The sequence below is a fragment of the Actinoplanes sp. L3-i22 genome (assembly GCF_019704555.1).
Classification (GTDB): domain Bacteria; phylum Actinomycetota; class Actinomycetes; order Mycobacteriales; family Micromonosporaceae; genus Actinoplanes.
Genome location: NZ_AP024745.1, coordinates 8,176,042 through 8,198,993 on the forward strand (window position 1 = coordinate 8,176,042; position 22,952 = coordinate 8,198,993).

Below are 22,952 nucleotides of genomic sequence, written 5' to 3' on the forward strand. Positions count from 1 at the left end.
GGGTGCGGGCGTGACCCACGAGGTGCTCAATCAGCCGCCGCCGCTCGCCGATTTCGACGTCGCCGCCGACGCGGCGCTGACCTCGGCACTGGCCCGGGAGGGCGCCGGCTGGGCCGCCGGTGACCTGCACAAACTGGGCCTGCGGGCGGGCAGCGCGGAAACCCGGCGGTGGGCCGACGAGGCCGACCGGAACGAGCCGCGGCTGCTCACCCACGACCGGTACGGTCACCGGCTCGACGAGGTCGACTTCCACCCGTCCTGGCACGCCCTGATGGACGTCGCGGTCTCCGCGGGCCTGGCCGGCGCCGCGTGGTCCGACCCGCGACCGGGCGCGCACGTGGCCCGGGCGGCCGGCTTCTACGTCTGGACCCAGCCCGAGGCCGGGCACGGATGTCCGATTTCGATGACGTACGCGGTGATCCCGGCGCTGCGCGGCAACCCGTCGCTGGCCGCGGTCTACGAGCCGCTGCTGACCAGCCGCTCCTACGACCCCGGCCTGCGCACGCCGGGCACCAAGCGCGGCCTGCTCGCCGGGATGGGGATGACCGAGAAGCAGGGCGGCTCGGACGTCCGCGCGAATACGACAAGTGCCGTTTTCTCCCCCGAAACCGGGACGTGGCGTTTGACCGGGCACAAGTGGTTCACCAGCGCCCCAATGTGCGACCTGTTCCTGGTGCTCGCGCAGGCCCCGGGCGGGCTCTCCTGCTTCCTGGTCCCGCGCGTGCTGCCGGACGGCACCCGCAACACGTTCCGGATCCAGCGGCTCAAGGACAAGCTCGGCAACCGCAGCAACGCCTCCAGCGAGCCGGAGTTCGAGAACACCGTCGCCTGGCTGGTCGGCGGCGAGGGCCCGGGCGTGCGCACGATCATCGAGATGGTGTCGATGACCCGCCTGGACTGCGTGATCGGCTCCGCCGCCGGGATGCGCGCCGCCCTCGTGCAGGCCATCCACCACGCGAAACACCGGTCCGCGTTCGGCGGCCCGCTGATCGGCAAGCCGGCCATGCGCAACGTGCTCGCCGACCTCGCGGTCGAGTCCGAGGCGGCCACCGTGCTGGCCATGCGGCTGGCCGGATCGGTCGACCGGGCGGTCCGCGGCGACGCCGCCGAGCAGGCGTTCCGGCGGCTGGCGATCCCGATCGGCAAGTTCTGGGTCTGCAAGCGGCAGCCGGCCGTCGTCGGCGAGGCCCTCGAATGCCTGGGCGGCAACGGCTACGTCGAGGACTCCGGGCTGCCCCGGCTCTACCGGGACGCGCCGCTCAACTCGATCTGGGAGGGCTCCGGGAACGTGCAGGCCCTCGACGTGCTGCGCGCCCTGCAGCGGTCGCCGGAGAGCCTGGACGCGTTCTTCACCGAGGTCGGCGGCGCCGACCGGCGCCTGGACCGGGCGGTGCGCGAGCTACGCGCCCAACTCGCGGATCAGACCGAGGTCGAGGTACGGGCCCGGCGCCTCGTCGAGCGGATGGCGCTCGTGCTCCAGGGGTCGCTGCTGGTCCGGCACTCCACGGACGCGGTCGCCGACGCGTTCTGCGCCAGCCGTCTGGACGGCGACTGGGGCCACACGTTCGGGACACTGCCTGCCGGAACGGACACCGCGGCGATTGTCGAGCGCGCGGCGCCCTAAATTCCGGCCCTGTCGGACCGATGTCAGGGCGTGCGGAACAAGCGGATCCAGCTCTGGCTGGGGTGGCTCATCGTGGCGTCCATCGCCGCGCTGTGCTTCCCGCTGGTCCCGGACGACACGCTGCCGGCCAAGATCTACGTCAACACGGTCGGGGTCTCGTCGGTCCTGATGGCGTTCGTCGGGATCCTCCGGAACCGTCCGGAACACCGCGGGCCGTGGCTGCTGTTCGCGTTCGGGATGGCGCTGATGGTGTCCGGGGACATCACGTACGACGTCACCGAACTGCGCCTGGGTGAGTACCCGTACCCGTCCTGGGCCGACGCGATGTACCTCTGCGCGTACCCGTTCCTGCTGGTCCCCGGTATGGTCCGGCTCAGCCGCGGCAACCGGGACCGGGACCGTGGCGGCCTGATCGACGCGGCCGTGATCTCCACCGGGATCGGCCTGATCTACTGGGTGTTCGTGGTCGGCCCGACGCTCGCCGACGCGGGCACACCGATCCTGGAACGGTTCGTCACCATCGGCTACCCGCTCTGCGACGTGCTGCTGACCGCCGCGGCCGCCCGGATGTTCACCCGGCCGGAGAACCGCACCCCGAGCCTGCGGCTGCTCGGCCTCGGCTCCTGCCTGATGCTGAGCTGCGACCTGATCTACACGACCGCCTCCAGCACCGCCCAGTACACCGGCGGGTTCGTGGACTCGGGCTTCCTGATGGCGTACATCTGCTGGGCCGCCTCCGCCCTGCACCCGAGCATGCGGCAGCGCCCGCAGACCGGCATCGAACCGCACCGGGTCGGCGGCCGGCGCCTCGGCGTGCTCGCCGCCTGCACGCTGCTCGCGCCCGGACTGCTGTTCCTGCAGGGCGCCCGGGACGCCGAGTACATCGCGTGGGCCGGCATCGGCACCGGCGCGGTCGTGCTGTTCCTGCTGGTGCTCACGCGTACCTGGGGGTTCGTGAAGCAGGTGCAGCGGCAGGCCGGCAAGCTCGAGGACCTGGCCATGCACGACGAGCTGACCGGGCTGGCCAACCGGCGCGGCTTCGAACGCCGGCTCACCACCGCGCTCGCCGCCGGCGCCCCGCACGTGCTGCTGCTCGACCTGAACGGCTTCAAGGCGGTCAACGACCGGTTCGGCCACGCCGTCGGCGACGAGCTGCTGGTGGTGATCGCGCACCGGGTCGCCGACGCGCTGCCGGCCGGCGCGGTGGTGGCCCGGATGGGTGGCGACGAGTTCGCCGTGCTGCTCCCGGCCCGCTCGGCGGACGACTGCGACCAGCTGGCCGACCGGCTGCACACCACGATCCGGTTCCCGGTCCACGCCGGCGGGCACGACCTGCTGGTCGGCGCGAGCATCGGGATCGCCGACAGCGCCGGGATCATCGACCAGGGCGAGATGCTGCGCCGCGCGGACGTGGCGATGTACGCCGCCAAGGCGGCCGGCGGGCGGCGCCACCGCTGGTACGCCGCGGACCTCGACACCCAGGCCGGCGAGGAGGCCCGGCTCGGCGCCGACCTGCGGATCGCCCTCAACGAGGGCCAGTTCCACCTGGTCTACCAGCCGATCGTGGAGCTGCCGACCGGCGAGGTCCGGGCCGTGGAGAGCCTGATCCGCTGGCAGCACCCGGAGCGCGGCTACGTCAGCCCGATCGACTTCATCCCGGTCGCCGAGCGCAACGGGCTGATCATCGAGCTCGGGCAGTGGATCCTGCGGACCGCCTGCGAGCAGTACCGCACCTGGCAGGCCCGCGGCGCGGCGCCCCCGCACCTCGGGGTGAACGTGTCCGCCCGGCAGCTGGCCGAGCCCGGCTTCGTGGACTCGGTCGCGGCGATCCTGTCCGAGACCGGGATGAGCCCGCACGCCCTGGTCGTGGAGATCACCGAGACCACGGTGTTCGGCGGCGGGGTCGCCGTCCGGGCCGTGCACGAGTTGCACGAGCTGGGGATCGCGATCGCGCTCGACGACTTCGGGACCGGGCACTCGTCGCTCGGCATCCTCCAGGCCGTCCCGGTGAAGATCCTCAAGGTGGACAAGTCCTTCGTCGAGAACGTGACCGTCTCCGACCGGCACGCGGTGATCGCGTCGACGTTGATCCAGTTGACGTCGGGCCTCGGCCTGATCGCGGTGGCCGAGGGCGTCGAGACGGCCGAGCAGGCCGAGGCGCTGCACCGGCTCGGCTACCGGCGCGCCCAGGGCTACCACTTCGGCCGCCCGGTCCCCGACCCGTTCGCGCTGCTTGATCAATTGTCCGTTGTAGAGTGAGCGGCCCCGCTGCCGTCGCCGTCAATGGAGACATCCGTGAGAGTGCATCGCGTCGAGATCCGAAATTTCCGCGGCGCCGAATCGGCGGTTCTCGACAACACGGGCAACCTCAACGTCCTGATCGGCAAGAACAACTCCGGCAAGTCCACGTTCCTGGACGCGCTCGCCCTCTTCTTCGATTTCATGTCGCACGGCTCCCCAACCGCCCCGATCGCCCGTTCCCCTTCGAAGGGGATCCAGTTCGGCAAGGAATCCGATTTCCGTAATGCCGACGGCGCAGGAGAGACCAACATCGAGGTGGAGCTGCTCCTGACCGCGGAGGACGCGGAGCGACTGGCCGCGATCGACGAAAACCTGGTGGGCGTGCCCGCGGCAGCCTTGCTCAAGGTCGGCATGTCCGCGCCCGCCCCGAACTCGGGATTCGCCTACCTCACCCACATATCCATCAAAGACCCGCGCGCCGACGTCCCGTTCGAGTATTCCGTTCTGTCCATGACCGCTCCGGTCGCCGCCGAGATCTACCGGCGAGAGCAGGATCTCGAGAGAACCAACCGATTCGTCACGGAGGTTCGCGAAGCGGCGGAAGACATCAGACCGGACACCTTCAGCGCGCTCAAAAGGCAGACAAGCGGCGCCGCGGACCTCATCAGATCCGCCCTGCGCGACAGAAATCCGGCCGTACGGGGAGCGCTCACGCCTCTCCTCACCGAATTCAGCTCCTATGACCTTTTCCTGGCCGCCGTCGAGGGGCTGATCGAGGCAAGGCTCACCGAGTCGCACGAGGTTTACCAAACACCGCTGAGCAATCCCCTTGTGGTCCTCGGGGAGCGGACCACCGATGATCCCGATCGCGTCAAACCCGTCCTGGGGCTGATCGGCGGACTCCGCGTGCTCCATCTGCGGGACCGGCGCCGGCCGATCGACAAGGACGACGCGCGGCGCCTGCTGGAGTTGAAGACTCGCCGCAATCGCCGCTCCGGAGCGGGCGGCCGTCGGGGGCAGGACGTGCTGCGCACGATTCAGGACACGATTCGCACGATGGCCGGTGTGAACGTGGATGCCTTTGAAGGCGACCAGGGCGACCAGGCCGAGATCGATGCGGATGACGTTCTGGTGGAGATGAACGGGGCCGGTGTCCGGGAGGCGCTTCGGCTGGTGCTCGACGTGGAGCTGAAAGATCCCGACCTGATTCTCGTCGAAGAGCCTGAGGTGCACCTGCACCCGGCCCTCGAGGTGAGCATGTTCCAGTACCTGAAGGCCGTCAGCACCCGCGCGCAGATCTTCGTCAGCACCCACTCCACGAACTTCCTCGACAGTTCGGCGAGCGGCAACGTCTACCTGACCCGCCGCACGCCGTGGGTCACCGCGACCCCACTCGACTATCAGCAGGCCCAGGAGACGCTGCCGGGCGAGCTCGGGATCCGGCTGAGCTCGCTCTTCATGTACGACCGGCTGGTCTTCGTCGAGGGCGCGTCCGACGAAGAGGTGCTGCGGGCGCTCGCCGCCACGGCCGGGTTCAACCTGGGCCAGAGCAACGTCGGGTTCGTGCCGATGGGCAGCGCCCGCAACTTCACCCACTTCGCCAACGCGGGCACCATCGAGCTGCTGACGAAGCGCCAGGTCCGGGTGTCGTTCGTGCTGGACCGGGACGAGAACACGGACACCGAGGTGGACGCGCTCAAGGCCCGGCTCGCCGACCGCGCCGACGTCCACGTGCTGGCCCGGCGCGAGATCGAGAACTACCTGGCCGCGCCCCGGGCACTCGCCGCCTTCATCCGGGCGAAGCAGACCGGCAGGGACGCCGCCGAGGTGACCGTCCACGCCGTGGCCACGGCCCTCGTCGCCTGCGCGGACGAGTTGCACGACCTCGCCGTACGCAAGCGGGTTGCTCGTACCGTGTGCAAACCGGTCTTCCCGGACCGGGAAGCGGCCCTGGCCGAGGCCGGCGACCTGGACCAGTTCGCCCGGCGTCTCGTGGCGGAGCTGCGCGAGCAGGCGGCCGAGCTGCACGTCCGCCAGGCCGAGATCGCGGACCTGGTCGCGAAGGAGACGGACCGGGTGGATCAGGTGTGGGAGCGGGACAAACTCGCGATCGTGCCGGGTGACGAGCTGCTGGACGCGGTCTGCAAGCGGTTCGGGGTGCGCTACCGGAAGGGGCGGGACGCGGCGCGGCTGGCGCGCGAGCTGACGGCCGAGGAGATCCCCGGCGAGCTGCGCGCCCTTCTTCGTGGCCTGGTGAGCTGATCGGGTGTGCTCAGACGTGACCGCGCAGGTCGCGTACCGCGGATAGCAGTTCTTGCTGGGAGATCGGGTCGGCGGTGCCGGTGCGGGCCTCCTGCATCGCCTTGGTCATCTGGACGCGGCGCAGGACCTCCTTGATGTCGGCGCCGGTCATGCCGGTGCTCGCCACGCCGAGCGCGGCCAGGTCCAGGTCCGCGGCGAACATCCGGAAGCCGCCGCGCTCGTGCGCCGCCACCAGGCCCTCGATCATCTTGCGGAAGATCTCCGCGCGGCTCGCCTCGTCCGGCTTCGGGACGCTGATCTTGATGTCGAAGCGACCGGAACGGATCAGGGACTCGTCGACCCGGTGCGGGAAGTTCGTGGTGGCCACCACGATCACGTTCGGGTTCGCCTCGAACAGGTCGTTCATCTCCTGCTTGAAGATCCCGGCGACGGCGTTGAGCGCCTGGCTGGCCGCGTCCCCGCCGGCGCCGGCGTAGCTGACGATCGAGTCGAACTCGTCGAACAGCATCAGCGTCGGCACCCGGTACCGGCGGGCGTCGCGGAAGATCTGCTTGATGTTGCGCTCCGAGCCGCCGAGCCACTTGTCGAGGATCTCCGGGGTGCGGATCTCCCGGAAGTCGGCGCCGATCTCGTTCGCCAGCGCGCGGGACAGCATCGTCTTGCCGGTGCCGGGCGGCCCGTACATCAGGATGCCCTGCGGCCGCCGGGCGCCCCAGCGCGCCATCGCCTCCGGGTGCCGGAACGACACCGCGATCTGCCGCAGCTCGCCGACCAGGTCGGTGAGACCGCCGACCATGTCCAGGGTGACCTGCTGGGTGGTGACCGGGGCCGGCGGCGGGGTGGCCTCGCGGCTGAACACGAAGCGCCGGCCGCGCAGCGCGTCCGCCTCGGCCAGCTCGGCGACCGCCTGCAGGGTGAGCGTGACGAAGGCGCGCAGGTGGTTCGCGGTCACCTCGTCGCGCGGCACCTCGGAGCGCAGCCGGATCACGCCACCGTCCGCCTCGTGGAAGACCTCGGCCTGAAGGCCGACCCCGGCGTCCGCGTAGGCTCCCGGTCCGCGGTTCGCCGCCGGGCCGCTGGGCTTGTCCAGACCCAATTTCCGGTACGCCGCGGCAGCCGCCGAGCCGACCCCGTCGACGATCCGGGTGGCGACCGGATCCCCCTCGGCGATGCGCTTGGACAGGAGCACGCCGATCGGATCGCGCCCGAGCACCACCCGGCGCATCCGCTCGGTCGTCATCGGCTCGGCGCCGGCGTGGATCCGGGCGACGAACACGTGGGCCGGGCCGGTCGCGGAGTCCACGCTCGAGACGGTCACCTCGACCCGCTGGACCGGGGACGGCCAGTCGGCGTGGTGGACCAGATCGACCGGGTTGACCCGCGCGGCGGCCAGGATCGTGGACGCGTCCGCCAGCGTGACGGTGGCCCCGGCGTACTCAAAAATCTCGTCGTACATGGATTTCCTCCGCTTTCCGACTTTCCCCAGAGTGACACGACGACGCTTCCCCGCCACATTCATGTCGGTTAATCTGCGGACGCTGATCACCCTCGATGTCGTGGGCGCGGCCGGCGACACCGGCGGCTCACGGCCGTCGCAGTCGTCGAATGTGGAGGAAGAACGTTGCGGAAACGGACACTTGCCGTCCCACTCGCTGCCGTGCTGATCCTGTCGCTGGCCCCTCAGCCGGCGAACGCGGTGGACGAAATCAGCACGAAGAAATTGCGCGACGCGGTCACCGTGGCCGGGATCCTCGGTCACGAGCGCGTCCTGCAGCGGATCGCCACCCAGAACGGCGGGACCCGGGCGTCCGGCACGCCGGGCTTCGCGGCCAGCGCCGCGTACGTCACGAGCGTGCTGAAGCAGTCCGGTTACAAGGTCACCGAGCAGAAGTTCACCTTCCCGTTCTATCGGGAGCTCACCCCGGCGCAGCTCACCCGGGTCGCCCCGGCCGGGCCCGCCTACGCGACGGTCACCTACGACTACTCGGCCAGCGGTGACGTGACCGGCCAGGTCGTCCCGGCGCTGAACAACGTGCTGCCGCCGACCGCCACGCCCAGCTCGACGGCCGGTTGCGCCGCGGGTGACTTCGCGCCGGCGTCGGCGACCGCGCCGCAGATCGCGCTGATCCAGCGGGGTGGCTGCGACTTCGCGGTGAAGGCCGCGAACGCGGCGGCCGCCGGCTACGACGCGGCGATCATCTTCAACGAGGGGCAGGTCGGCCGGACCGAGCTGTTCCAGGGCACGCTCGGCGGGCCGGGCGCGATCCCGGTGGTCGGGCTGAGCTTCGCCGACGGCAGCGCGCTGGCCGCCGAGGCCGCGGCCGGCCCGGTGACCCTGCGGGTGCAGACCAGCACCGAGGTCAACCTCAACGCCTCCACCAGCAACATCATCGCCGACAGCCCGGGCGGGAACGCCGACAAGGTGCTGGTGGTCGGCGCGCACCTGGACTCGGTGGTCGCCGGGCCGGGCATCAACGACAACGGCAGCGGTACGGCGCAGAACCTGGAGATCGCCGTCCAGCTGGCCAAGCTGAAGATCAAGCCGCGGCAGAAGGTGCGGTTCGCGTTCTGGGGCGCCGAGGAGTCCGGGCTGCTCGGCTCCGAGCACTACGTGGCGACGCTGTCCGACACCGACCTCACGAAGATCTTCGCGAACCTGAACTTCGACATGACCGGCTCGCCGAACTACGTCCGGTTCGTCTACGACGGGGACGGCTCGGCCACCGGCGCGTCCGGCCCGTACGGCTCCGACCAGATCGAGGGGCTGTTCACCAAGTACTTCGCCAACCAGGGGCTGGCGACCGACCCGACCGCGTTCGACGGGCGCAGCGACTACGGCCCGTTCATCGAGGCCGGCATCCCGGCCGGTGGCCTGTTCAGCGGGGCCGAGGGCGAGAAGACCCCGGAACAGGCCGCGGTATACGGCGGGGTGGCCGGCGCGCCGTACGACTCCTGCTACCACCAGGCCTGCGACGACATCAACAACCTGAACCCGAAGGCGCTCTCCGAGCTGGGTGACGGCGCCGCGCACGCGGTGCTGACCCTGGCCCTGACCAAGACCGGCTTCTACCCGGACGGCAGCCTGCGCGCCGCCGCCCGGGCCGCCGCGCCGAAGCTCCCGTACCGGGGCGACCACCTGGTGCGCTGAGCCACGCACGGTCTCCGGCCCCCGCCCCACCCGGCGGGGGCCGGTTCACCGCCGTACCGTCGAAAATCGGTCGCCCGGCGGCGTCGCCGCGGCAAGGATTCCGGAATGGACCGGGTGACCGATGAGATCGTGACCTACTACCAGACCAGGTACGAGGAGGCCGGCCGGCTGGACCGGCGGCCGCAGGGCCGGCTGGAACGGATCCGGACCCTCGAGCTGCTGCGGGAGCTGCTGCCGGCCGCGCCCGCCCGGGTCCTCGACGTCGGCGGCGGCCCCGGCGCCTACGCCCGCGAGCTGATCACCGACGGTCACCACGTGCGGCTGGTCGACATCGTGCCGGACCACGTCGAGCAGGCCCGGGCCGGGGTGCCGCCGATCGACGCGGTCGTCGGGGACGCCCGCGAGCTGCCCGAGCCGGACGCGTCACACGACGCGACGCTGCTCCTCGGACCCCTCTACCACCTGCACGAACGCGCCGACCGGGTGCGCGCGATCGAGGAGGCGATCCGGGTGACCCGGCCCGGCGGGGCGATCGCGGTCGCGGCGATCAGCCGGTTCGCCGGCCCGATCGACTTCGTGTCGACCGCGCGGTTCGACGAGCGGATGCTCGCCGAGTCCCGCCGGCTGATCACCGACGGTGTCAACGACCCGTCGATCGGCTTCACCCACGCGTACTTCCACCGGGTCGCCGAGCTGCGCGACGAGTGCCGGGCGGCCGGCCTCGCGGACGTGGTGGTGCACGGCGTCGAGGGGCCCGCCTGGCCGGCGGCCGAGGCGGCGCGCTCCGGCCCGGATGCCGACGCGGTCTTCGACGCCGCGCTGGCGGTCGCCCGGGTCTACAGCTCCGAGCCCGAGCTGGTGGCGGTCAGCGCCCACCTGCTGGCGATCGGCGTCAGGTCCGGCCGCGACGACCGCGCCTGATCCCGCGGGACTCGGGGAGCGGCGCGACCAGGTGGTCCGGCCAGATCACCTTCACGGTGCCCTGGGCCTCCCACTCGACGGCCAGCTCGGTCAGCGTGCGGACGGCCTGGTCGACGTGGTCGTCGGTCCACGGGAACGGGCCGCTGCCGAGGCTCTGCCAGGCGCCGCGGACCAGCACCGTGGTCTGCTCGGGCGTGTCCTCCTCGACCGCGCGGTGCACCACGCCGGCCAGGAGTTCCGCCATGGTGAGCGTGTCGCGGTGCGCGTCGAGCAGGCGTTTGCTGCGGGCGGCCGCGTCGTGGCGGGGCTTGCCGCCGATCACCCGCATGTTCTCGAAGACCCCGCCGGCCGCGATCGCGCCGAAGACACCGCCGGGCATCTCCAGGGCGCGTTCGGTGGCGTAGTGCGCGAGGTCGTGGGGCACCCGGTGCTTACGGTCGTAGCCGGGCAGCAGGAGGGAGACGCCGTCGGCGCGGTGCACGGTGGCGACGGTCGATCCGGTGGGGCCGCGGACGAACACGACGTGCATGGCCGCATCTTCGCATCGAACCCATGAGTAGGAAATGGGTCTTCCGGTTGGCCGGCGGATGAACTCGAGACGGCCGGTGCGCGCCGGCCGTCCGCTGATCACTTCACATAGGTGACGGTGACGTTCGGGTCGGCCGCGTCGCCGGTGGTGTAGACGTACTTCTTCGCGGCCGAGTCGCCCAGCTGAGCCAGCAGCCACTGCGCCGACCAGCGCGCGATCGTCTCGACGCCGGCCGCCTGGCCGAGGGTCTGCGCCGAGGTGTCCGGGATCGCCCCGGCCGGGTTCTGCACGTCGGTGACGCCGTAGTGGTTGGTCCCGGCCACCTCGATGAACGCCTTCGGGGTGCCGGCGGTCAGGTTGTACGTGGTCCGGCCCTCGCCCGGGGCGGCGATCCCGTCCGCGGTGCCCTGGAGGTAGCCGACCGGCACGGTGTTGAGCACCGGCAGGACCAGCGACGTGCCGTACAGCGTGTTGTTGCCGCCGTAGGTGACGACCGCCTCCAGCTCGCTGGGCGCGGTGTTGGCGACGGCACAGAACGGGATCACGCACAGGCCGGTGCTGAGACTGAGCGCGGTGGCCGCCCCGAACGAGTGTCCGGCGAGGACCAGGGTGTGCTCGTCGATCCGCCCGTGCAGCGGGGAGGCCGTGTTGTCGTCCTCGGCCCCGGCCCAGTCGACCGTCCAGCCGGCCTGGGCGCCCTCCGGGTAGAGGCCGGTCACGCCGAACAGCGAGCGGGTGTGGTTGGGGACGGCGACGACGAAGCCGTACGAGGCGAGCGTCGAGGCGTAGGCGGCGTAGTACGACTTGTCGACGTTCGCGCCCTGCAGCAGCAGCGCCACCGGCAGGCGGGTGCCCTTGGCCGGGTAGTAGACGTCGGCGCTGTCGCCGTTGATCGTCGTGGGGTAGCTGGCGACGGCCGTGGTGGCGGCCTGGGCGGTTGCCGGCGCGAGAAGCGCTCCGGCGAGGGCGGTGACCGCGGCCACCGACACCCGTCGTTTCCAAGAACGGAACAGCGTCACATTCATGGATACGGATCATGTCCGTGAAGCCGGACGCCGTCAAGTGGCAGAATCAGGCGATGGCTACCGAATCCCGGCACGTGACCGAGCACATCGAGCGACCCGCCCGGGTGGTGTACGAGTACGCCGCCGACCCCGCCAACCTCGCGCACTGGGCCCACGGCGTGGGTACGTCGGCGCGCGCGGAGGACGGCCGCTGGTTCGTCGACGTGCCCGGTGGCGGCGGGACGGCCGAGGTGGTCTTCGTGCCGCGCAACGACCTGGGCGTGCTCGACCACGAGGTGCACCTGCCGGACGGCGGGATCGTCTACATCCCGATGCGGGTGGTCGCCGACGGGGAGCACGCCGAGGTGGTCTTCACCGTGCGCCGCGCCGCCGGGATGACCGACGACGAGTTCGACCGGGACGCCGCCGCGGTCGCCACCGACCTGGCCACGCTCAAGCGGCTCCTGGAGGCCTGACGGTCAGCCCAGTCGCTGTTCCAGGACCTGGCCGGGCCACTTCGCCCCGCCCTGGGGGACGGTGAACCGCTGGGTCGCGGTGAAACCCTGGCTCTCGTAGTAGCGGACCAGCGCCCGGTCGTCCCCGGCATAGCAGTCGACCCGCAGCAGGCCGGCGCCGGAGACCACGGCGAGGCGGCGCGCGTGCGCCAGCAGCTTGCGGCCGATCCCCCGGCCGGCCTGCGCGCGGTCGGTCACCAGCAGCACGATGTACAGCTCGTGCTCGGTCGCCGGGTCGACGTACGCCGGGGGCTGACCGACCCCGATCGCGCCGACCGCCGTGTCGCCGCGCACCGCCAGGTAGAGCCCGCCGTCCGCGGCGATGTCGTCGACGAGGGTGGTCAGCCGGCGGCTCGCGGAGAGCGGCTCGGTGCCCCACTGGCCGGACCGGCCGCGCGCGGTGAGCCACTCCACCGCGCCGTCGAGCAGCGCCATCACGGCCGGGACGTCGTCAGCGCTGCCCCGCCGGATGTCCGTCCACTCTGTACTGTCATCCATCTTTCCCATTGTGCCGCAGAGCACGGCTCAGGGGCAGTCGTCCGGAATGTCCAGTGAGTGGTCCGGCTTCGCCAGCGATTCCCGATCGATCCCGTCCTGGCGGCCGCCGCCACCCCTGGGGGTCGGCGCGAGCAGGCCCTTGTCCGCCGCGACGCAGTCGATCCAGGCGTGATACCCGTTCGCGGTGTGGACCCACATCCCCTGGTCCGCGGCACGCAGGTTCTTGGTCTTCGGAAAGTCCCAGACGATTTCGTCGTGCGCCACGGCCAGCGGCCGGTAGGCGAAGTCGCCCCGGAACGCGTAGACCCAGACGAAGTTGGTGGTCACCCGCAGGGTACGGATGTCGCCGCTCTCGATCACCGACTTGTAGGTGACCCGGCCGCTCACCCGGGGCCGGTTGTCCGGGTCGAGCTTGACCGCGGGGTCGATCCAGGTCGCGACGCTGCCGAATTCGTCGCTCTTGAACCACTTCGCGATCCCGGTGCGGTTCGTCGGCGCGAGCATGCCGAGGAACTTCTCCGGGTGATGGGCCACGGTCATCTCGGTGTCGAGGCGCGCGGCCGCCATCGCCGCCCGCACCCGGTCGAGCGCGGACCGCACCTCGCCCGCGTCGAACCCGGTCACCGCCTTGGCCTCGGGCAACGTGATGCCCTGCACGCCGATCGGGTACCGCGCGGCGGCGGTCCCCTCGAACGGATCGGTGGGCCGGGCACTGGCCGAGGTGGTCGCGGTGATCCCGTCGACCGCGACCGGAGCCGGGTCGCCCTGTTTGTCCCGCCACATCGACCGGAGCAGCGGGGCCATCGCGGCGATCAGGCCGGCCAGCACGACCGCCATGACGACGTAGCGGAGCTTCGACGCCAGCCCGCCGAGCCGGCGTGATCGCCGGACCTTCCGCTCGGTCTTCCGGGCCCAGTCCTCGAGCCCGGCGAGCGGGTCGTGGTCGTCATGATTGTTCATTTTTCTGTTTCCCCGTGTCACACGTCGATCACCGCGGGCAACAGTATGGACGTTCCTCTCTTGTAATAGAAGACCGCTTTCGATCATCAAATCGACGTGCGATGGTGCAGGGACCACCCCCGACGTGACGGAGGCCACCAAGGAGCGCGGGGCAGCGAAAATGTCGCTCGCCGGTCTCCTGACGTACGCCTGGCCTCCACCAAGCACTTTCATGATCCACCAGCGCGTGCCGGATGACGGCGCCGCAGAAGGAGGAACACAGTGCGCAAGCTCAATCGCTCGGTCGTCGTCGCGATGGCGGCCGTCACCATAACCGCGGTCACCGCCTGCTCGCCGCCGGAGAAGAAGTCCGAGGCCACCACCGACGGCGCGGTCAGCGCCGCCACCGCGGCCAGCGCGCAGGACCTGGGCGGCATGGACGCCCTGGTCGCCGCGGCCAAGAAGGAGGGTGCGCTGAACGTGATCGCGCTGCCCCCGACCTGGGCGAACTACGGCGAGATCATCAAGGCGTTCGGCGACAAGTACGGCATCAAGGTCAACTCCGCGCAGCCGGACGGCTCCAGCCAGGACGAGATCAACGCCGCCGACCAGCTCAAGGGCCAGGACACCGCGCCCGACGTGTTCGACCTCGGCGGCTCGGTGGCCACCGCGAACACCGCGAAGTTCGCCCCGTACAAGGTCGCCACGTGGAGCGACATCGCCGACGGCCAGAAGGAGGCCACCGGCCTCTACGTGAACGACTACGGCGGCTACATGTCGATCGGCTACGACAGCGCCAAGGTCCCGGCCCCGGCCGCCGTCGCCGACCTGCTCAAGCCCGAGTACAAGGGCAAGGTCGCGCTGAACGGCGACCCGACCCAGGCCGGCTCCGCGTTCGGCGCCGTCCAGGCCGTCTCGATCGCGCAGGGTGGCACCGTCGACGACATCACCAAGGCGCTCGACTTCTTCGGCCAGCTGAAGAAGGCCGGCAACTTCCTCCCGGTCGACCCGACCGACGCGACCATCCAGTCCGGCCAGACCCCGGTCGTCTTCGACTGGGACTACCTGAACGCCGCGCAGACCGCCAAGGTGCCGACCTGGAAGGTCGTCGTCCCGGCCAACGCGGTGCTCGGCTCGTACTACAACCAGGCGATCAGCAAGGGCGCCCCGCACCCGGCCGCCGCGCGCCTGTGGGAGGAGTTCCTCTACTCCGACGAGGGCCAGAACCTGTGGCTCAAGGGTGGCGCCCGCCCGGTCCGCGCCGACGCGATGACCAAGGCCGGCACGATCGACAAGACCGCGTTCGCCGCTCTGCCCGCCGTCTCCGGCACCCCGGTCTTCCCGACCGAGGAGCAGACCAAGAAGGCGAAGGACCAGCTGGCCGCGAGCTGGGCCAAGACTGTTGGCTGAGATCGCTGAAGCCGCTCCGCAGCGCGTGGCCGCCCGGCCGCGCCTGCGGGGCGCCGCGTCCCTGCTGGGCACCGTCCCGTTCTTCGCCTACGTGACGATCTTCCTGATCATCCCCACCCTGGTGGTGGCGATCGGGGCGTTCACCGGCGACGGTGGGCACGGCTTCACCCTGGACAACGTGCGCGCGCTGGCCGACGAGTACATCATCGCGGCCTTCGGCCGCAGTGTGCTGCTCTCCGCGCTCAGCGCACTCTTCGGCGCGGTGTTCGGTGGGCTGCTCGCGTACGCGGTGAGCACCGCCAAGCCCGGTGGCCTCCTGCGTCGCGTGGTCACGGCGCTCTCCGGCGTGCTCGCGCAGTTCGGCGGCGTGACCCTGGCCTTCGCGTTCCTGGCGACGATCGGGCTCTCCGGGTTCGTCACCGTCTGGCTCCAGGACCACACCGGGTTCTACATCTTCGAGAACGGCGTGTGGCTGTTCGAGCTGCCCGGTCTGGTGCTGATCTACACGTACTTCCAGATCCCGCTGATGGTGATCGTGTTCCTGCCCGCGCTGGACGGCATCCGTCCGCAGTGGCGCGAGGCGACCGAGAACCTCGGCGGCACCACCTGGCAGTACTGGACCCGGGTGGCCGGCCCGCTGCTCGCCCCGGCGTTCCTCGGTTCCGCGCTGCTGCTGTTCGCCAACGCCTTCTCCGCGTACGCGACGGCCGCCGCCCTGGTCAGCCAGGGCAGCCCGATCATCCCGCTGCAGATCCGCGGCGCGCTGACCAGCGAGGTCGTGCTCGGTCAGGCGAACCTCGGCAAGGCGATGGCGCTCGGCATGGTGGTCGTGGTCGCGATCGTCATGACGCTCTACTCCCTGCTCCAGAAAAGGACGTCGAAGTGGCTGGGGTGATCGCCCGCCGGGCCGGCAAGCAGCGCGCCTTCCGCTGGGTCGTGCTGATCCTGCTCGGGGTGTTCTTCGCGCTGCCGATGGCGGCCATGGTCGAGTTCAGTACGCGCACGCCGGGCACCTGGTCGCTGCTGGCGGACTGGTCGCGGCTGAACGAGACGTACCCGGCGCTGGCCGAGGGCATCATCGCGTCGCTGGAGCAGGCCGCGCTGACCGCGCTGCTGATGCTGGTGCTGCTGGTGCCGACCGCGATCTGGGTGCGGCTGCGGCTGCCCCGGCTCCGCCGGCTGGTCGAGTTCCTGTGCCTGCTGCCGCTGACCATCCCGGCGATCGTGCTGGTGGTCGGGCTGGCCCCGGTCTACGCGTGGGTCAACTACTTCGTCGGCGGGAACTCGCTGACGCTGGTCTTCGCGTACACCATCCTGGTCCTGCCCTACGCCTACCGGGCGATCGACGCCGGCCTGTCCGCGATCGACGTGAACACGCTCGCCGAGGCCGCCCGTGGTCTCGGGGCCGGCTGGTTCACCGTGATGTGGCGGGTGGTGCTGCCGAACATCCGCTCGGCGGTGCTGTCCGCGGCGTTCCTGACCGTGGCGCTGGTGCTCGGCGAGTTCACCATCGCCTCGCTGCTGCACCGCACCAACCTGCAGGTCGCCATCGAGTTCCTGGGCAAGAGCAGCGCCACCATGTCGGTCGCGGTCTCGCTGACCGCGCTGCTGCTCGCGTTCGTGCTGCTCCTGCTGCTGTCTCTGGTCGGCTCCACTCGAAGGGTCAAGAAATGAGCGTCGCCGTCCACCTCAAGGGCCTTCGCCGTACGTTCGGTGCCGTGCACGCCCTCGACGACCTCGACCTGGAGATCGCGCCGGGCGAGCTGATCGCGCTGCTCGGCCCGTCCGGCTGCGGCAAGACCACCGCGCTGCGGGTGCTCGCCGGCCTGGAGGACGCGGACCAGGGACAGGTGCTGGTCGGCGGCAAGGACGTCACCCGGCTGCCGGCCAACAAGCGCGACATGGGCATGGTGTTCCAGGCGTACAGCCTGTTCCCGCACCTGACCGCGCTGCAGAACGTCGAGTTCGGGATGCGCCTGCGTGGGCGGAAGAAGCCGGCCGGGCGCGCGCAGGAGATGCTCGACCTGGTCGGGCTGAGCACGCACGCGAGCCGGTACGCCAGCCAGCTCTCCGGCGGCCAGCAGCAGCGGGTCGCGCTGGCCCGGGCGCTGGCCATCGAGCCGACCGTGCTGCTGCTCGACGAGCCGCTGTCCGCGCTGGACGCCAAGGTCCGGGTGCAGCTGCGCGACGAGATCCGCCGGATCCAGACCGAGGTCGGCACCACCACCCTGTTCGTCACCCACGACCAGGAGGAGGCGCTCGCCGTCGCCGATCGGGTCGGCGTGATGAAATCCGGGAAATTGGAGCAGCTCGCCGCCCCGGCAGAGGTCTATCTGCGCCCCTCGACGGCTTTCGTGGCCGATTTCGTCGGGCTCAGCAACCGGCTGCCCGGCACCGTCGAGGGCGACGTGATCGAGGTGCTCGGCGATCGGCTCCCGCTGGTCGCACCGCACGCCGGGGGCGCCGCGACGGCGTTGGTCCGGCCCGAGTCGGTGGGCGTCGTCCCTGATCCGGACGGGTCCGGCCGGGTGCTGACGGCCAGCTTCCTCGGCCCGACCAGCCGGGTCACGGTGACCGTCGGTGATCATCTCGTGGTCGCCCAGGTCGCCAGTGGTGAGCTGCCCGGACTGGCCCCGGGCACCGCGGTGCGCCTGGAGCTGCGTCCGGTTCCGGTTGCGACCGAATAAATCTACATAGGGCTTGACCCGCGCGTATCCACGTCTACCGTTCTGGTTATGGACGGCGAGGAGTTCATCCACACGGCCCTCGTCGTGGCGTTCACGGCGGACGCGGGTCACCCCCGCGGCCTGCAGCACGCCATTGACGAGATCTACCGGCTGTTGCACGAGGCCCCGGCGGGCCACCCCGATCTCGTCATCGGCTGGGGAGTTCTCTTCGACCTGCTCCAGGACCGGGCCGAGCGGTCCGGCGACCTGGGCGACTGGGACGCGCTGGTGCACGCGGCCGGGTGCATGGTGCTGGTCGCCGAGCCCGGCACCGAGCTGGCCGTGCGGGCCTGGCGGCGGCAGTGGCAGGCGCTGCTGCTGCGCCACCAGGTGACCCGGGAGCCGGCCGACCTGAAGGACGCCACCGTGGCCGCCGCGGCCCTCGCCGCGGCGGCCGCCGCCGTGCCCGCCCCGCCCCCGCAGCCGCGGTTGCGCCGGCTGTGGCGTTGCGATTGATCCGCGGGGCGCTGTTTACACGTATCTGAGGTCGGGTTACAGTCGTCACCCCCGCATGGGAGCGCTCCCATAGCCATCCCCCAAAGGTGACGAAGCGTTGAAGCGTAGCTTGAAACTCATCCTGGCCTCGGCGCTCGCCGTGGCCACCGTCTCCACAGTGGCGTTCTTCGCCCTGCCGGCCAGCGCGGAGGCCGCCTCGTTCACCGTGACGAACTCGTGGAGCTCGGGCTACCAGGGCGAGGTCACGGTCACCAACCCGGCATCCTCCAAGATCGACACCTGGACGGTGGAGCTGACGCTCCCGGCCGGGTCGACGGTCGGCCAGAGCTGGAACGCGACGCTCACCGCGACCGGGCAGACGTTCCGGTTCACCCCGGCCGGGTGGAACGCGACGATCGCCGGCGGCGCGGCGACCAGCTTCGGCTTCCTGGTGAACGGGACCGGGCGGCCGACGTCGTGCACGGTCAACGGGGAGTCCTGCACCGGCCTGACCGGGACGCCGTCAGCGACCGCGACCACCCCCAGCGCCGCACCGGCCACCACGTCGGCCTCCCCCGCGCCGTCGGTCACCAGCACCACCACCAGCGCCTCCCCGACGCCCACCTCGGCGGCGGGCACCACCCCGCTGGCGATCAACGGGCAGCTCAAGGTGTGCGGCACGAACCTCTGCAACGCGGCCGGCAAGAAGATCCAGCTGCGCGGGGTCAGCAGTCACGGCATCCACTGGTTCCCCAGCTGCTACACCGGCGCGGCACTCGACGCCCTCGCCACGGACTGGAACGCCGACCTGTTCCGGATCGCGATGTACGTCCAGGAGGGCGGCTACGAGTCCGACCCGAGCGGGCTCACCACCAAGGTGAACAGCCTGGTCGACATGGCCGACGACCGCGGGATGTACGCGTTGATCGACTTCCACGTCCTGAACCCCGGCGACCCGACGGTCAACCTGGCCCGGGCCAAGGAGTTCTTCGCCAAGGTGGCCGCCCGCAACGCGGCCAAGAAGAACGTGATCTACGAGATCGCCAACGAGCCCAACGGGGTCAGCTGGGCCACCATCAAGAGCTACGCCGAGCAGGTCATCCCGGTGATCCGGGCCAACGACCCGGACGGCGTCGTGATCGTCGGCACCCGCGGATGGTCGTCGCTGGGGGTCTCCGAGGGGTCGTCGTCGGCCGAGATCGTCGGCAACCCGGTGAACGCGTCGAACATCATGTACGCGTTCCACTTCTACGCGGCGTCGCACCAGGACAACTACCGGGCCGAGGTGACGACGGCGGCCGCCTCGCTGCCGCTGTTCGTCACCGAGTTCGGCACGGTCAGCGCCAGCGGGGACGGGGCGGTCGACACCGCGAGCACGAACGCCTGGCTCGACCTGCTCGACCGGTTGAAGATCAGTTACGCGAACTGGAACTTCGCCGACAAGAGTGAGGGCAGCTCGATCCTGAAGCCCGGCGCGTGCGCGGCCGGGACGTTCTCCGGCACGGGCGTGCTCACCGAGTCCGGCCAGCTGATCCGATCCCGGATCCGCACCGCCGACGACTTCTGATCGCCGATGGCCCGCCCTCCCCTGCGCGGGCCGTCGACTGCGGGCCGGGGCCCTACACCCCGGCCCGCTTCGGTTTTCCGGGTTTTCCACCGCAACCACCCGCGGACAGAAAAGGCCTACGCGGCTCGTGGTCCTTGGGTTTTCCGCAACCACCCGCGGACGTCGCCCTTTCGCTCCGAGCGTTCTGGGCGCCCCGCGCCCTGCTCGGATCGGAAGGGTCCCCGCGGGAGCGACGATCAGTTATCGGCCGCAGCGTAGGCAATATTCTTTATGGTTATTGAAGTTGCTCCTTATATAAGCCTCCTCTGATAGGATTCCTCCGTGCATGCGTTCGATGTGCTCGGCGATCCGGTCCGGCGCCGCATCCTGGAGCTGCTCGCCGAGGGTGAGCAGAGTTCCGGCGCCGTGACCGCGGTGATTCGCGCCGAGTTCGGCATCTCCCAGCCGGCGGTGTCGCAGCATCTGCGGGTGCTGCGCGACAACGGCTTCGCCACCGTCCGGCCGGACGGAGCACGGCGGCTCTACGCGGTCGACGACACCGCGCTGCGCCAGGCCGACGAGTGGCTGAGCCGGTTCCGCAGATTCTGGACGCCACACCTCGCCGCGATGGCCACCGAGGTGGCCCGCGGGAAAAGAATGCGGCGCCTGGCCGCATCCGACGATCTCAGGAGCACCGATGATTGACGCGACCGAGCAGGTCAACAGCGTCCGGCGCACCCTCGCCGGCACGACCCTCGAGGCCGGCGAGGCCCGGGTGCTGACCATCAGCCAGGTCTACGACACCGACCTCGACGACATGTGGGACGTGGTCACCGACCCGGCCCGGATCGAGCGCTGGTTCCTGCCGATCTCCGGCGAGCTACGCGAGGGCGGAAAATACCAGTTCGAGGGGAACGCCGGCGGCACGGTCACCGGCTGCGACAAGCCGAACTCGTTCACCGCGACCTGGGAGTTCGGCGGCGGGATCAGCTGGATCGAGGTGCGGCTCACGCCCGAGGGCGACGGGCGCACCCGATTCGCCCTGGCGCACACCGCGCTCGCCGACGACGGCGACGAGCACTGGAAGCAGTTCGGGCCCGGCGCCGTCGGCGTGGGCTGGGACTCCGGGCTGCTCGGCCTGGCCATGCACCTCTCCGCGCCGGACGCGCCGCGCGACAACGACGCGATCATGGCGTGGATGGTGTCCGAGGACGGGAAGCGCTTCATGAAGCTGAGCAGCGAGGCGTGGGCCGCGGCGGACGTCGCCTCCGGCGCCGATCCCGCCACGGCGGAGAAGCAGGCGGCGGCGACCTATGCGGCTTACACCGGGGCCGCTTGATTTCTTTCGGTACGGCGGTGGGCCCGGCCGGGTCGTGAGGTGACCGGGCCGGGCCGCGCCGTTCCGGTCGGCGGTCACGCCGCTGGGTCGGGGTCGGATCGCCGGCTGCACCGCGGGGCCGGGCCGCCGGTTGCGACGTCGGGTCATGTCGGGTCGCTGGGTTGTGCCGGGTCGCCGCTGCGGTGCCGGGCCGTGTCGTGGTTGCTTTCGTGGGCGGGATGCCGTATGCCGGGCGGTATGGACGGGGAGAAGCTGCGGCAACACTGTCTCGCGAAGCCCGGGGCCTGGCAGGACGAGCCCTGGGAGGGCGACGTCGTGGTCAAGGTCGGCCCGAAGATCTTCGCGTTCCTGGGGAGCACGGGCACGACGGTCGGGGTGAAGTGCGGCAAGGGGCGGGACCTGGCCGACGAGTGGGTGACCCGGTTTCCCGAGGACGCTTCGGCCAGCGCCTACATCGGGCGATACGGCTGGAACACGCTGCGCCTGGGAGGCCGGATCCCGGCGGACGAGATCCTGGAGGCGGTCGACGCGTCCTATGACGCGGTCGTGGCCGCCCTCCCGAAGAAGGACCGGCCGCGGGAGTAGTCCCCCGGGGGCAGATCATCCACCACAGACGGTCCAGTGGCGCCACTGCCGGCTTGCCTGGCGTCGCCGCCTGCTTGCCTGGCGCCGCCGCCTGCTTGCCTGGCGCCGCCGCCTGCTTGCCTGGCGCCGCTGCCCGCCGGTCGGTCACGGCTCCGGCCTGCTCGCTGTTTTGCTTGCCAGGCACCGCCCGCTCCTGGTCACGGCTGCGGCCGCCGCTAGCGGGAGTTGCCGCCTGCGGTGACTTCCGGGGGTACGCCGTGGGCCCGCTCCGCCGACGCCGCAAGCTCCCGGCTGGTGCTCAGGGCTGTCCCGGCGCGCTTGAACAGCCCTGAGCACCAGCCGAGCCGAGTGAGCTGGTGACCACGGCTGCCCAAGGCGCCCAGAACAGCCCTCACGACCAGCCGCGCCGAACGAGCTGGTGACCACGGCTGCCCAAGGCGTCCGGAACAGCCCTCACGACCAGCCGCGCGGGAGGAGCTGGTGACCACGGCTGCCGTGAGGATCGCTTGCGGTTCTGGGCGGCTGGAGCCGGGGTGGTGCCATGGGCGCCGGGCCGCGGCTCGTTCCAGGCGAAACGGATCCACCGCGCGCTGTGGACAACCGCCGCGGGGGCGCTCGAGTCCCTAGGCTCGGGTGGACGAGAGCACGAAGTCGACCAAGGCCGTGGCGTAGTGATCAGCGCCCGCGGCCACCTGATCGCGCAGGTGGGGAGGGGTAGCCAGCACATGATTCAGGACGCCGCCGCAGACGCAGTCCAGCAGCAGGGTCACGCTCGTGTCGGGCCGCAGCTCGCCCCGGTCGATGGCCCGGCGGACGATCGCGCGGGCCGCCAGGACCTGGGACTCCTGTAACCGCTGCAGGTGGTCGCGGACCTCGGGCACCCGCTGGGCGTCGACCCGGAGCTGGAGCGCGGCGCGGCCGGCCTCGCCGAGGTAGGAGCGCTGGATCTGCCGGGCCAGGCTGATCAGGTCGTCGCGGACCGCGCCCGTGTCGATGTCCTCGATGCCGTTCAGGCGGGCTGTCAGGGCGGCCGCGAGCAGGGCTTCCTTGTTCGGCCAGCGGAGGTAGACGGAGGCTTTGCCGACCGCGGCCCGGCGGGCGACCGAGTCGACGGTGAAGCGGTGCCAGCCGTTCTCGCCGAACACCTCGGCGGCGGCCCGGGTGATCCGTTCGTCGACGTCGGGGTCGCGGGGACGCCCTTGTGGGGTTGCTGACATCGGGCCGCCTTCC

At 71.0% G+C, this 22,952-nt stretch carries 21 protein-coding genes; 15 read left to right on the forward strand and 6 right to left on the reverse strand.

The genetic code is table 11. The features are described from left to right. Positions 1 to 10: 10 nt before the first annotated feature. From L3i22_RS36745 to L3i22_RS36755, 3 genes are read left to right on the forward strand one after another with little or no spacing between them, the layout of a single operon-like run. On the forward strand, positions 11 to 1,624 hold the full coding sequence (locus tag L3i22_RS36745; RefSeq protein WP_221322068.1) for an isovaleryl-CoA dehydrogenase: 1,614 nt from the start codon (positions 11 to 13) through the stop codon (positions 1,622 to 1,624). Positions 1,625 to 1,654: 30 nt separating this feature from the next. Then, positions 1,655 to 3,883 carry a bifunctional diguanylate cyclase/phosphodiesterase gene (locus L3i22_RS36750; protein WP_255657441.1) on the forward strand — a complete coding sequence of 743 codons (2,229 nt, stop codon included), beginning with the start codon at positions 1,655 to 1,657 and terminating at the stop codon, positions 3,881 to 3,883. 36 nt (positions 3,884 to 3,919) lie between these two features. After that, complete coding sequence (locus L3i22_RS36755; RefSeq protein WP_221322069.1) at positions 3,920 to 6,127, forward strand: ATP-dependent endonuclease; 2,208 nt, start codon at positions 3,920 to 3,922, stop codon at positions 6,125 to 6,127. A 10-nt stretch (positions 6,128 to 6,137) separates the two neighbouring features. Here L3i22_RS36755 and L3i22_RS36760 read toward each other — a convergent pair whose 3' ends face one another. After that, positions 6,138 to 7,583: a 26S protease regulatory subunit gene (locus L3i22_RS36760; RefSeq protein ID WP_221322070.1), complete on the reverse strand. Its 1,446-nt coding sequence runs from the start codon at positions 7,581 to 7,583 to the stop codon at positions 6,138 to 6,140. Between the two features lie 201 nt (positions 7,584 to 7,784). On the opposite strand from L3i22_RS36760, the gene L3i22_RS36765 reads away from it, so the two are divergent. Continuing rightward, the gene (locus L3i22_RS36765) at positions 7,785 to 9,275 is read left to right on the forward strand and encodes a M20/M25/M40 family metallo-hydrolase (protein ID WP_255657442.1); all 1,491 of its coding nucleotides are present in this window, start codon (positions 7,785 to 7,787) and stop codon (positions 9,273 to 9,275) included. A gap of 105 nt (positions 9,276 to 9,380) precedes the next feature. Further along, positions 9,381 to 10,196 (forward strand): class I SAM-dependent methyltransferase, encoded by an 816-nt coding sequence (locus L3i22_RS36770; RefSeq protein ID WP_221322072.1) that lies wholly within the window; start codon positions 9,381 to 9,383, stop codon positions 10,194 to 10,196. On the opposite strand, the gene L3i22_RS36775 is transcribed toward L3i22_RS36770, so the two are convergent. After that, on the reverse strand, positions 10,168 to 10,725 hold the full coding sequence (locus L3i22_RS36775; protein WP_221322073.1) for a hypothetical protein: 558 nt from the start codon (positions 10,723 to 10,725) through the stop codon (positions 10,168 to 10,170). The genes L3i22_RS36770 and L3i22_RS36775 overlap by 29 nt on opposite strands. Before the next feature lie 98 nt (positions 10,726 to 10,823). Next, positions 10,824 to 11,750: a hypothetical protein gene (locus tag L3i22_RS36780; RefSeq protein WP_221322074.1), complete on the reverse strand. Its 927-nt coding sequence runs from the start codon at positions 11,748 to 11,750 to the stop codon at positions 10,824 to 10,826. A gap of 53 nt (positions 11,751 to 11,803) precedes the next feature. Here L3i22_RS36780 and L3i22_RS36785 point away from each other — a divergent pair, with 53 nt between their 5' ends. Beyond that, on the forward strand, positions 11,804 to 12,205 hold the full coding sequence (locus L3i22_RS36785) for an SRPBCC family protein (RefSeq protein WP_221322075.1): 402 nt from the start codon (positions 11,804 to 11,806) through the stop codon (positions 12,203 to 12,205). 3 nt (positions 12,206 to 12,208) lie between these two features. Here L3i22_RS36785 and L3i22_RS36790 read toward each other — a convergent pair whose 3' ends face one another. Both L3i22_RS36790 and L3i22_RS36795 read right to left on the reverse strand, forming a co-directional pair. Then, positions 12,209 to 12,742 (reverse strand): GNAT family N-acetyltransferase, encoded by a 534-nt coding sequence (locus L3i22_RS36790; protein ID WP_221322076.1) that lies wholly within the window; start codon positions 12,740 to 12,742, stop codon positions 12,209 to 12,211. Between the two features lie 27 nt (positions 12,743 to 12,769). Next, the gene (locus L3i22_RS36795) at positions 12,770 to 13,702 is read right to left on the reverse strand and encodes a hypothetical protein (RefSeq protein WP_221322077.1); all 933 of its coding nucleotides are present in this window, start codon (positions 13,700 to 13,702) and stop codon (positions 12,770 to 12,772) included. Between the two features lie 261 nt (positions 13,703 to 13,963). Here L3i22_RS36795 and L3i22_RS36800 point away from each other — a divergent pair, with 261 nt between their 5' ends. The 9 genes from L3i22_RS36800 to L3i22_RS36840 all read left to right on the forward strand — a co-directional run bounded on the left by L3i22_RS36800 (position 13,964) and on the right by L3i22_RS36840 (position 21,722). Further along, positions 13,964 to 15,091: an ABC transporter substrate-binding protein gene (locus tag L3i22_RS36800; RefSeq protein ID WP_255657443.1), complete on the forward strand. Its 1,128-nt coding sequence runs from the start codon at positions 13,964 to 13,966 to the stop codon at positions 15,089 to 15,091. Then, positions 15,084 to 15,986, forward strand: coding sequence for an ABC transporter permease subunit (locus L3i22_RS36805; protein ID WP_221322078.1), 903 nt, complete (start codon positions 15,084 to 15,086; stop codon positions 15,984 to 15,986). The genes L3i22_RS36800 and L3i22_RS36805 overlap by 8 nt, the downstream gene beginning before the upstream one ends. Further along, complete coding sequence (locus L3i22_RS36810) at positions 15,974 to 16,765, forward strand: ABC transporter permease (RefSeq protein ID WP_255657445.1); 792 nt, start codon at positions 15,974 to 15,976, stop codon at positions 16,763 to 16,765. Before L3i22_RS36805 ends, L3i22_RS36810 begins: the two co-directional genes overlap by 13 nt. Then, a complete protein-coding gene (locus L3i22_RS36815) occupies positions 16,762 to 17,778 on the forward strand; it encodes an ABC transporter ATP-binding protein (protein ID WP_221322079.1) in 1,017 nt (338 codons plus the stop codon). The genes L3i22_RS36810 and L3i22_RS36815 overlap by 4 nt, the downstream gene beginning before the upstream one ends. A gap of 48 nt (positions 17,779 to 17,826) precedes the next feature. Continuing rightward, positions 17,827 to 18,273, forward strand: coding sequence for a hypothetical protein (locus tag L3i22_RS36820; RefSeq protein ID WP_221322080.1), 447 nt, complete (start codon positions 17,827 to 17,829; stop codon positions 18,271 to 18,273). Between the two features lie 97 nt (positions 18,274 to 18,370). After that, entirely contained in the window at positions 18,371 to 19,819 is a 1,449-nt protein-coding gene (locus L3i22_RS36825) for a cellulase family glycosylhydrolase (protein ID WP_221322081.1), read from the forward strand. A gap of 321 nt (positions 19,820 to 20,140) precedes the next feature. Beyond that, positions 20,141 to 20,503 carry a helix-turn-helix transcriptional regulator gene (locus tag L3i22_RS36830; RefSeq protein ID WP_221322082.1) on the forward strand — a complete coding sequence of 121 codons (363 nt, stop codon included), beginning with the start codon at positions 20,141 to 20,143 and terminating at the stop codon, positions 20,501 to 20,503. Further along, the gene (locus L3i22_RS36835) at positions 20,496 to 21,137 is read left to right on the forward strand and encodes an SRPBCC family protein (RefSeq protein WP_221322083.1); all 642 of its coding nucleotides are present in this window, start codon (positions 20,496 to 20,498) and stop codon (positions 21,135 to 21,137) included. The genes L3i22_RS36830 and L3i22_RS36835 overlap by 8 nt, the downstream gene beginning before the upstream one ends. Before the next feature lie 237 nt (positions 21,138 to 21,374). Continuing rightward, complete coding sequence (locus tag L3i22_RS36840; protein ID WP_221322084.1) at positions 21,375 to 21,722, forward strand: MmcQ/YjbR family DNA-binding protein; 348 nt, start codon at positions 21,375 to 21,377, stop codon at positions 21,720 to 21,722. A 623-nt stretch (positions 21,723 to 22,345) separates the two neighbouring features. On the opposite strand, the gene L3i22_RS36845 is transcribed toward L3i22_RS36840, so the two are convergent. After that, a complete protein-coding gene (locus L3i22_RS36845) occupies positions 22,346 to 22,939 on the reverse strand; it encodes a TetR/AcrR family transcriptional regulator (RefSeq protein WP_221322085.1) in 594 nt (197 codons plus the stop codon). Positions 22,940 to 22,952 lie beyond the last annotated feature (13 nt).

What these genes read in the sequence shown, in the direction of transcription:
- L3i22_RS36760 (WP_221322070.1), bottom strand. Translation starts at nt 7,583, where the DNA reads ATGTACGACGAGATTTTTGAGTACGCCGGGGCCACCGTCACGCTGGCG.
- L3i22_RS36770 (WP_221322072.1), top strand. Translation starts at nt 9,381, where the DNA reads ATGGACCGGGTGACCGATGAGATCGTGACCTACTACCAGACCAGGTAC.
- L3i22_RS36775 (WP_221322073.1), bottom strand. Translation starts at nt 10,725, where the DNA reads ATGCACGTCGTGTTCGTCCGCGGCCCCACCGGATCGACCGTCGCCACC.
- L3i22_RS36780 (WP_221322074.1), bottom strand. Translation starts at nt 11,750, where the DNA reads ATGAATGTGACGCTGTTCCGTTCTTGGAAACGACGGGTGTCGGTGGCC.
- L3i22_RS36785 (WP_221322075.1), top strand. Translation starts at nt 11,804, where the DNA reads ATGGCTACCGAATCCCGGCACGTGACCGAGCACATCGAGCGACCCGCC.
- L3i22_RS36790 (WP_221322076.1), bottom strand. Translation starts at nt 12,742, where the DNA reads ATGGATGACAGTACAGAGTGGACGGACATCCGGCGGGGCAGCGCTGAC.
- L3i22_RS36795 (WP_221322077.1), bottom strand. Translation starts at nt 13,702, where the DNA reads ATGAACAATCATGACGACCACGACCCGCTCGCCGGGCTCGAGGACTGG.
- L3i22_RS36815 (WP_221322079.1), top strand. Translation starts at nt 16,762, where the DNA reads ATGAGCGTCGCCGTCCACCTCAAGGGCCTTCGCCGTACGTTCGGTGCC.
- L3i22_RS36820 (WP_221322080.1), top strand. Translation starts at nt 17,827, where the DNA reads ATGGACGGCGAGGAGTTCATCCACACGGCCCTCGTCGTGGCGTTCACG.
- L3i22_RS36835 (WP_221322083.1), top strand. Translation starts at nt 20,496, where the DNA reads ATGATTGACGCGACCGAGCAGGTCAACAGCGTCCGGCGCACCCTCGCC.
- L3i22_RS36840 (WP_221322084.1), top strand. Translation starts at nt 21,375, where the DNA reads ATGGACGGGGAGAAGCTGCGGCAACACTGTCTCGCGAAGCCCGGGGCC.
- L3i22_RS36845 (WP_221322085.1), bottom strand. Translation starts at nt 22,939, where the DNA reads ATGTCAGCAACCCCACAAGGGCGTCCCCGCGACCCCGACGTCGACGAA.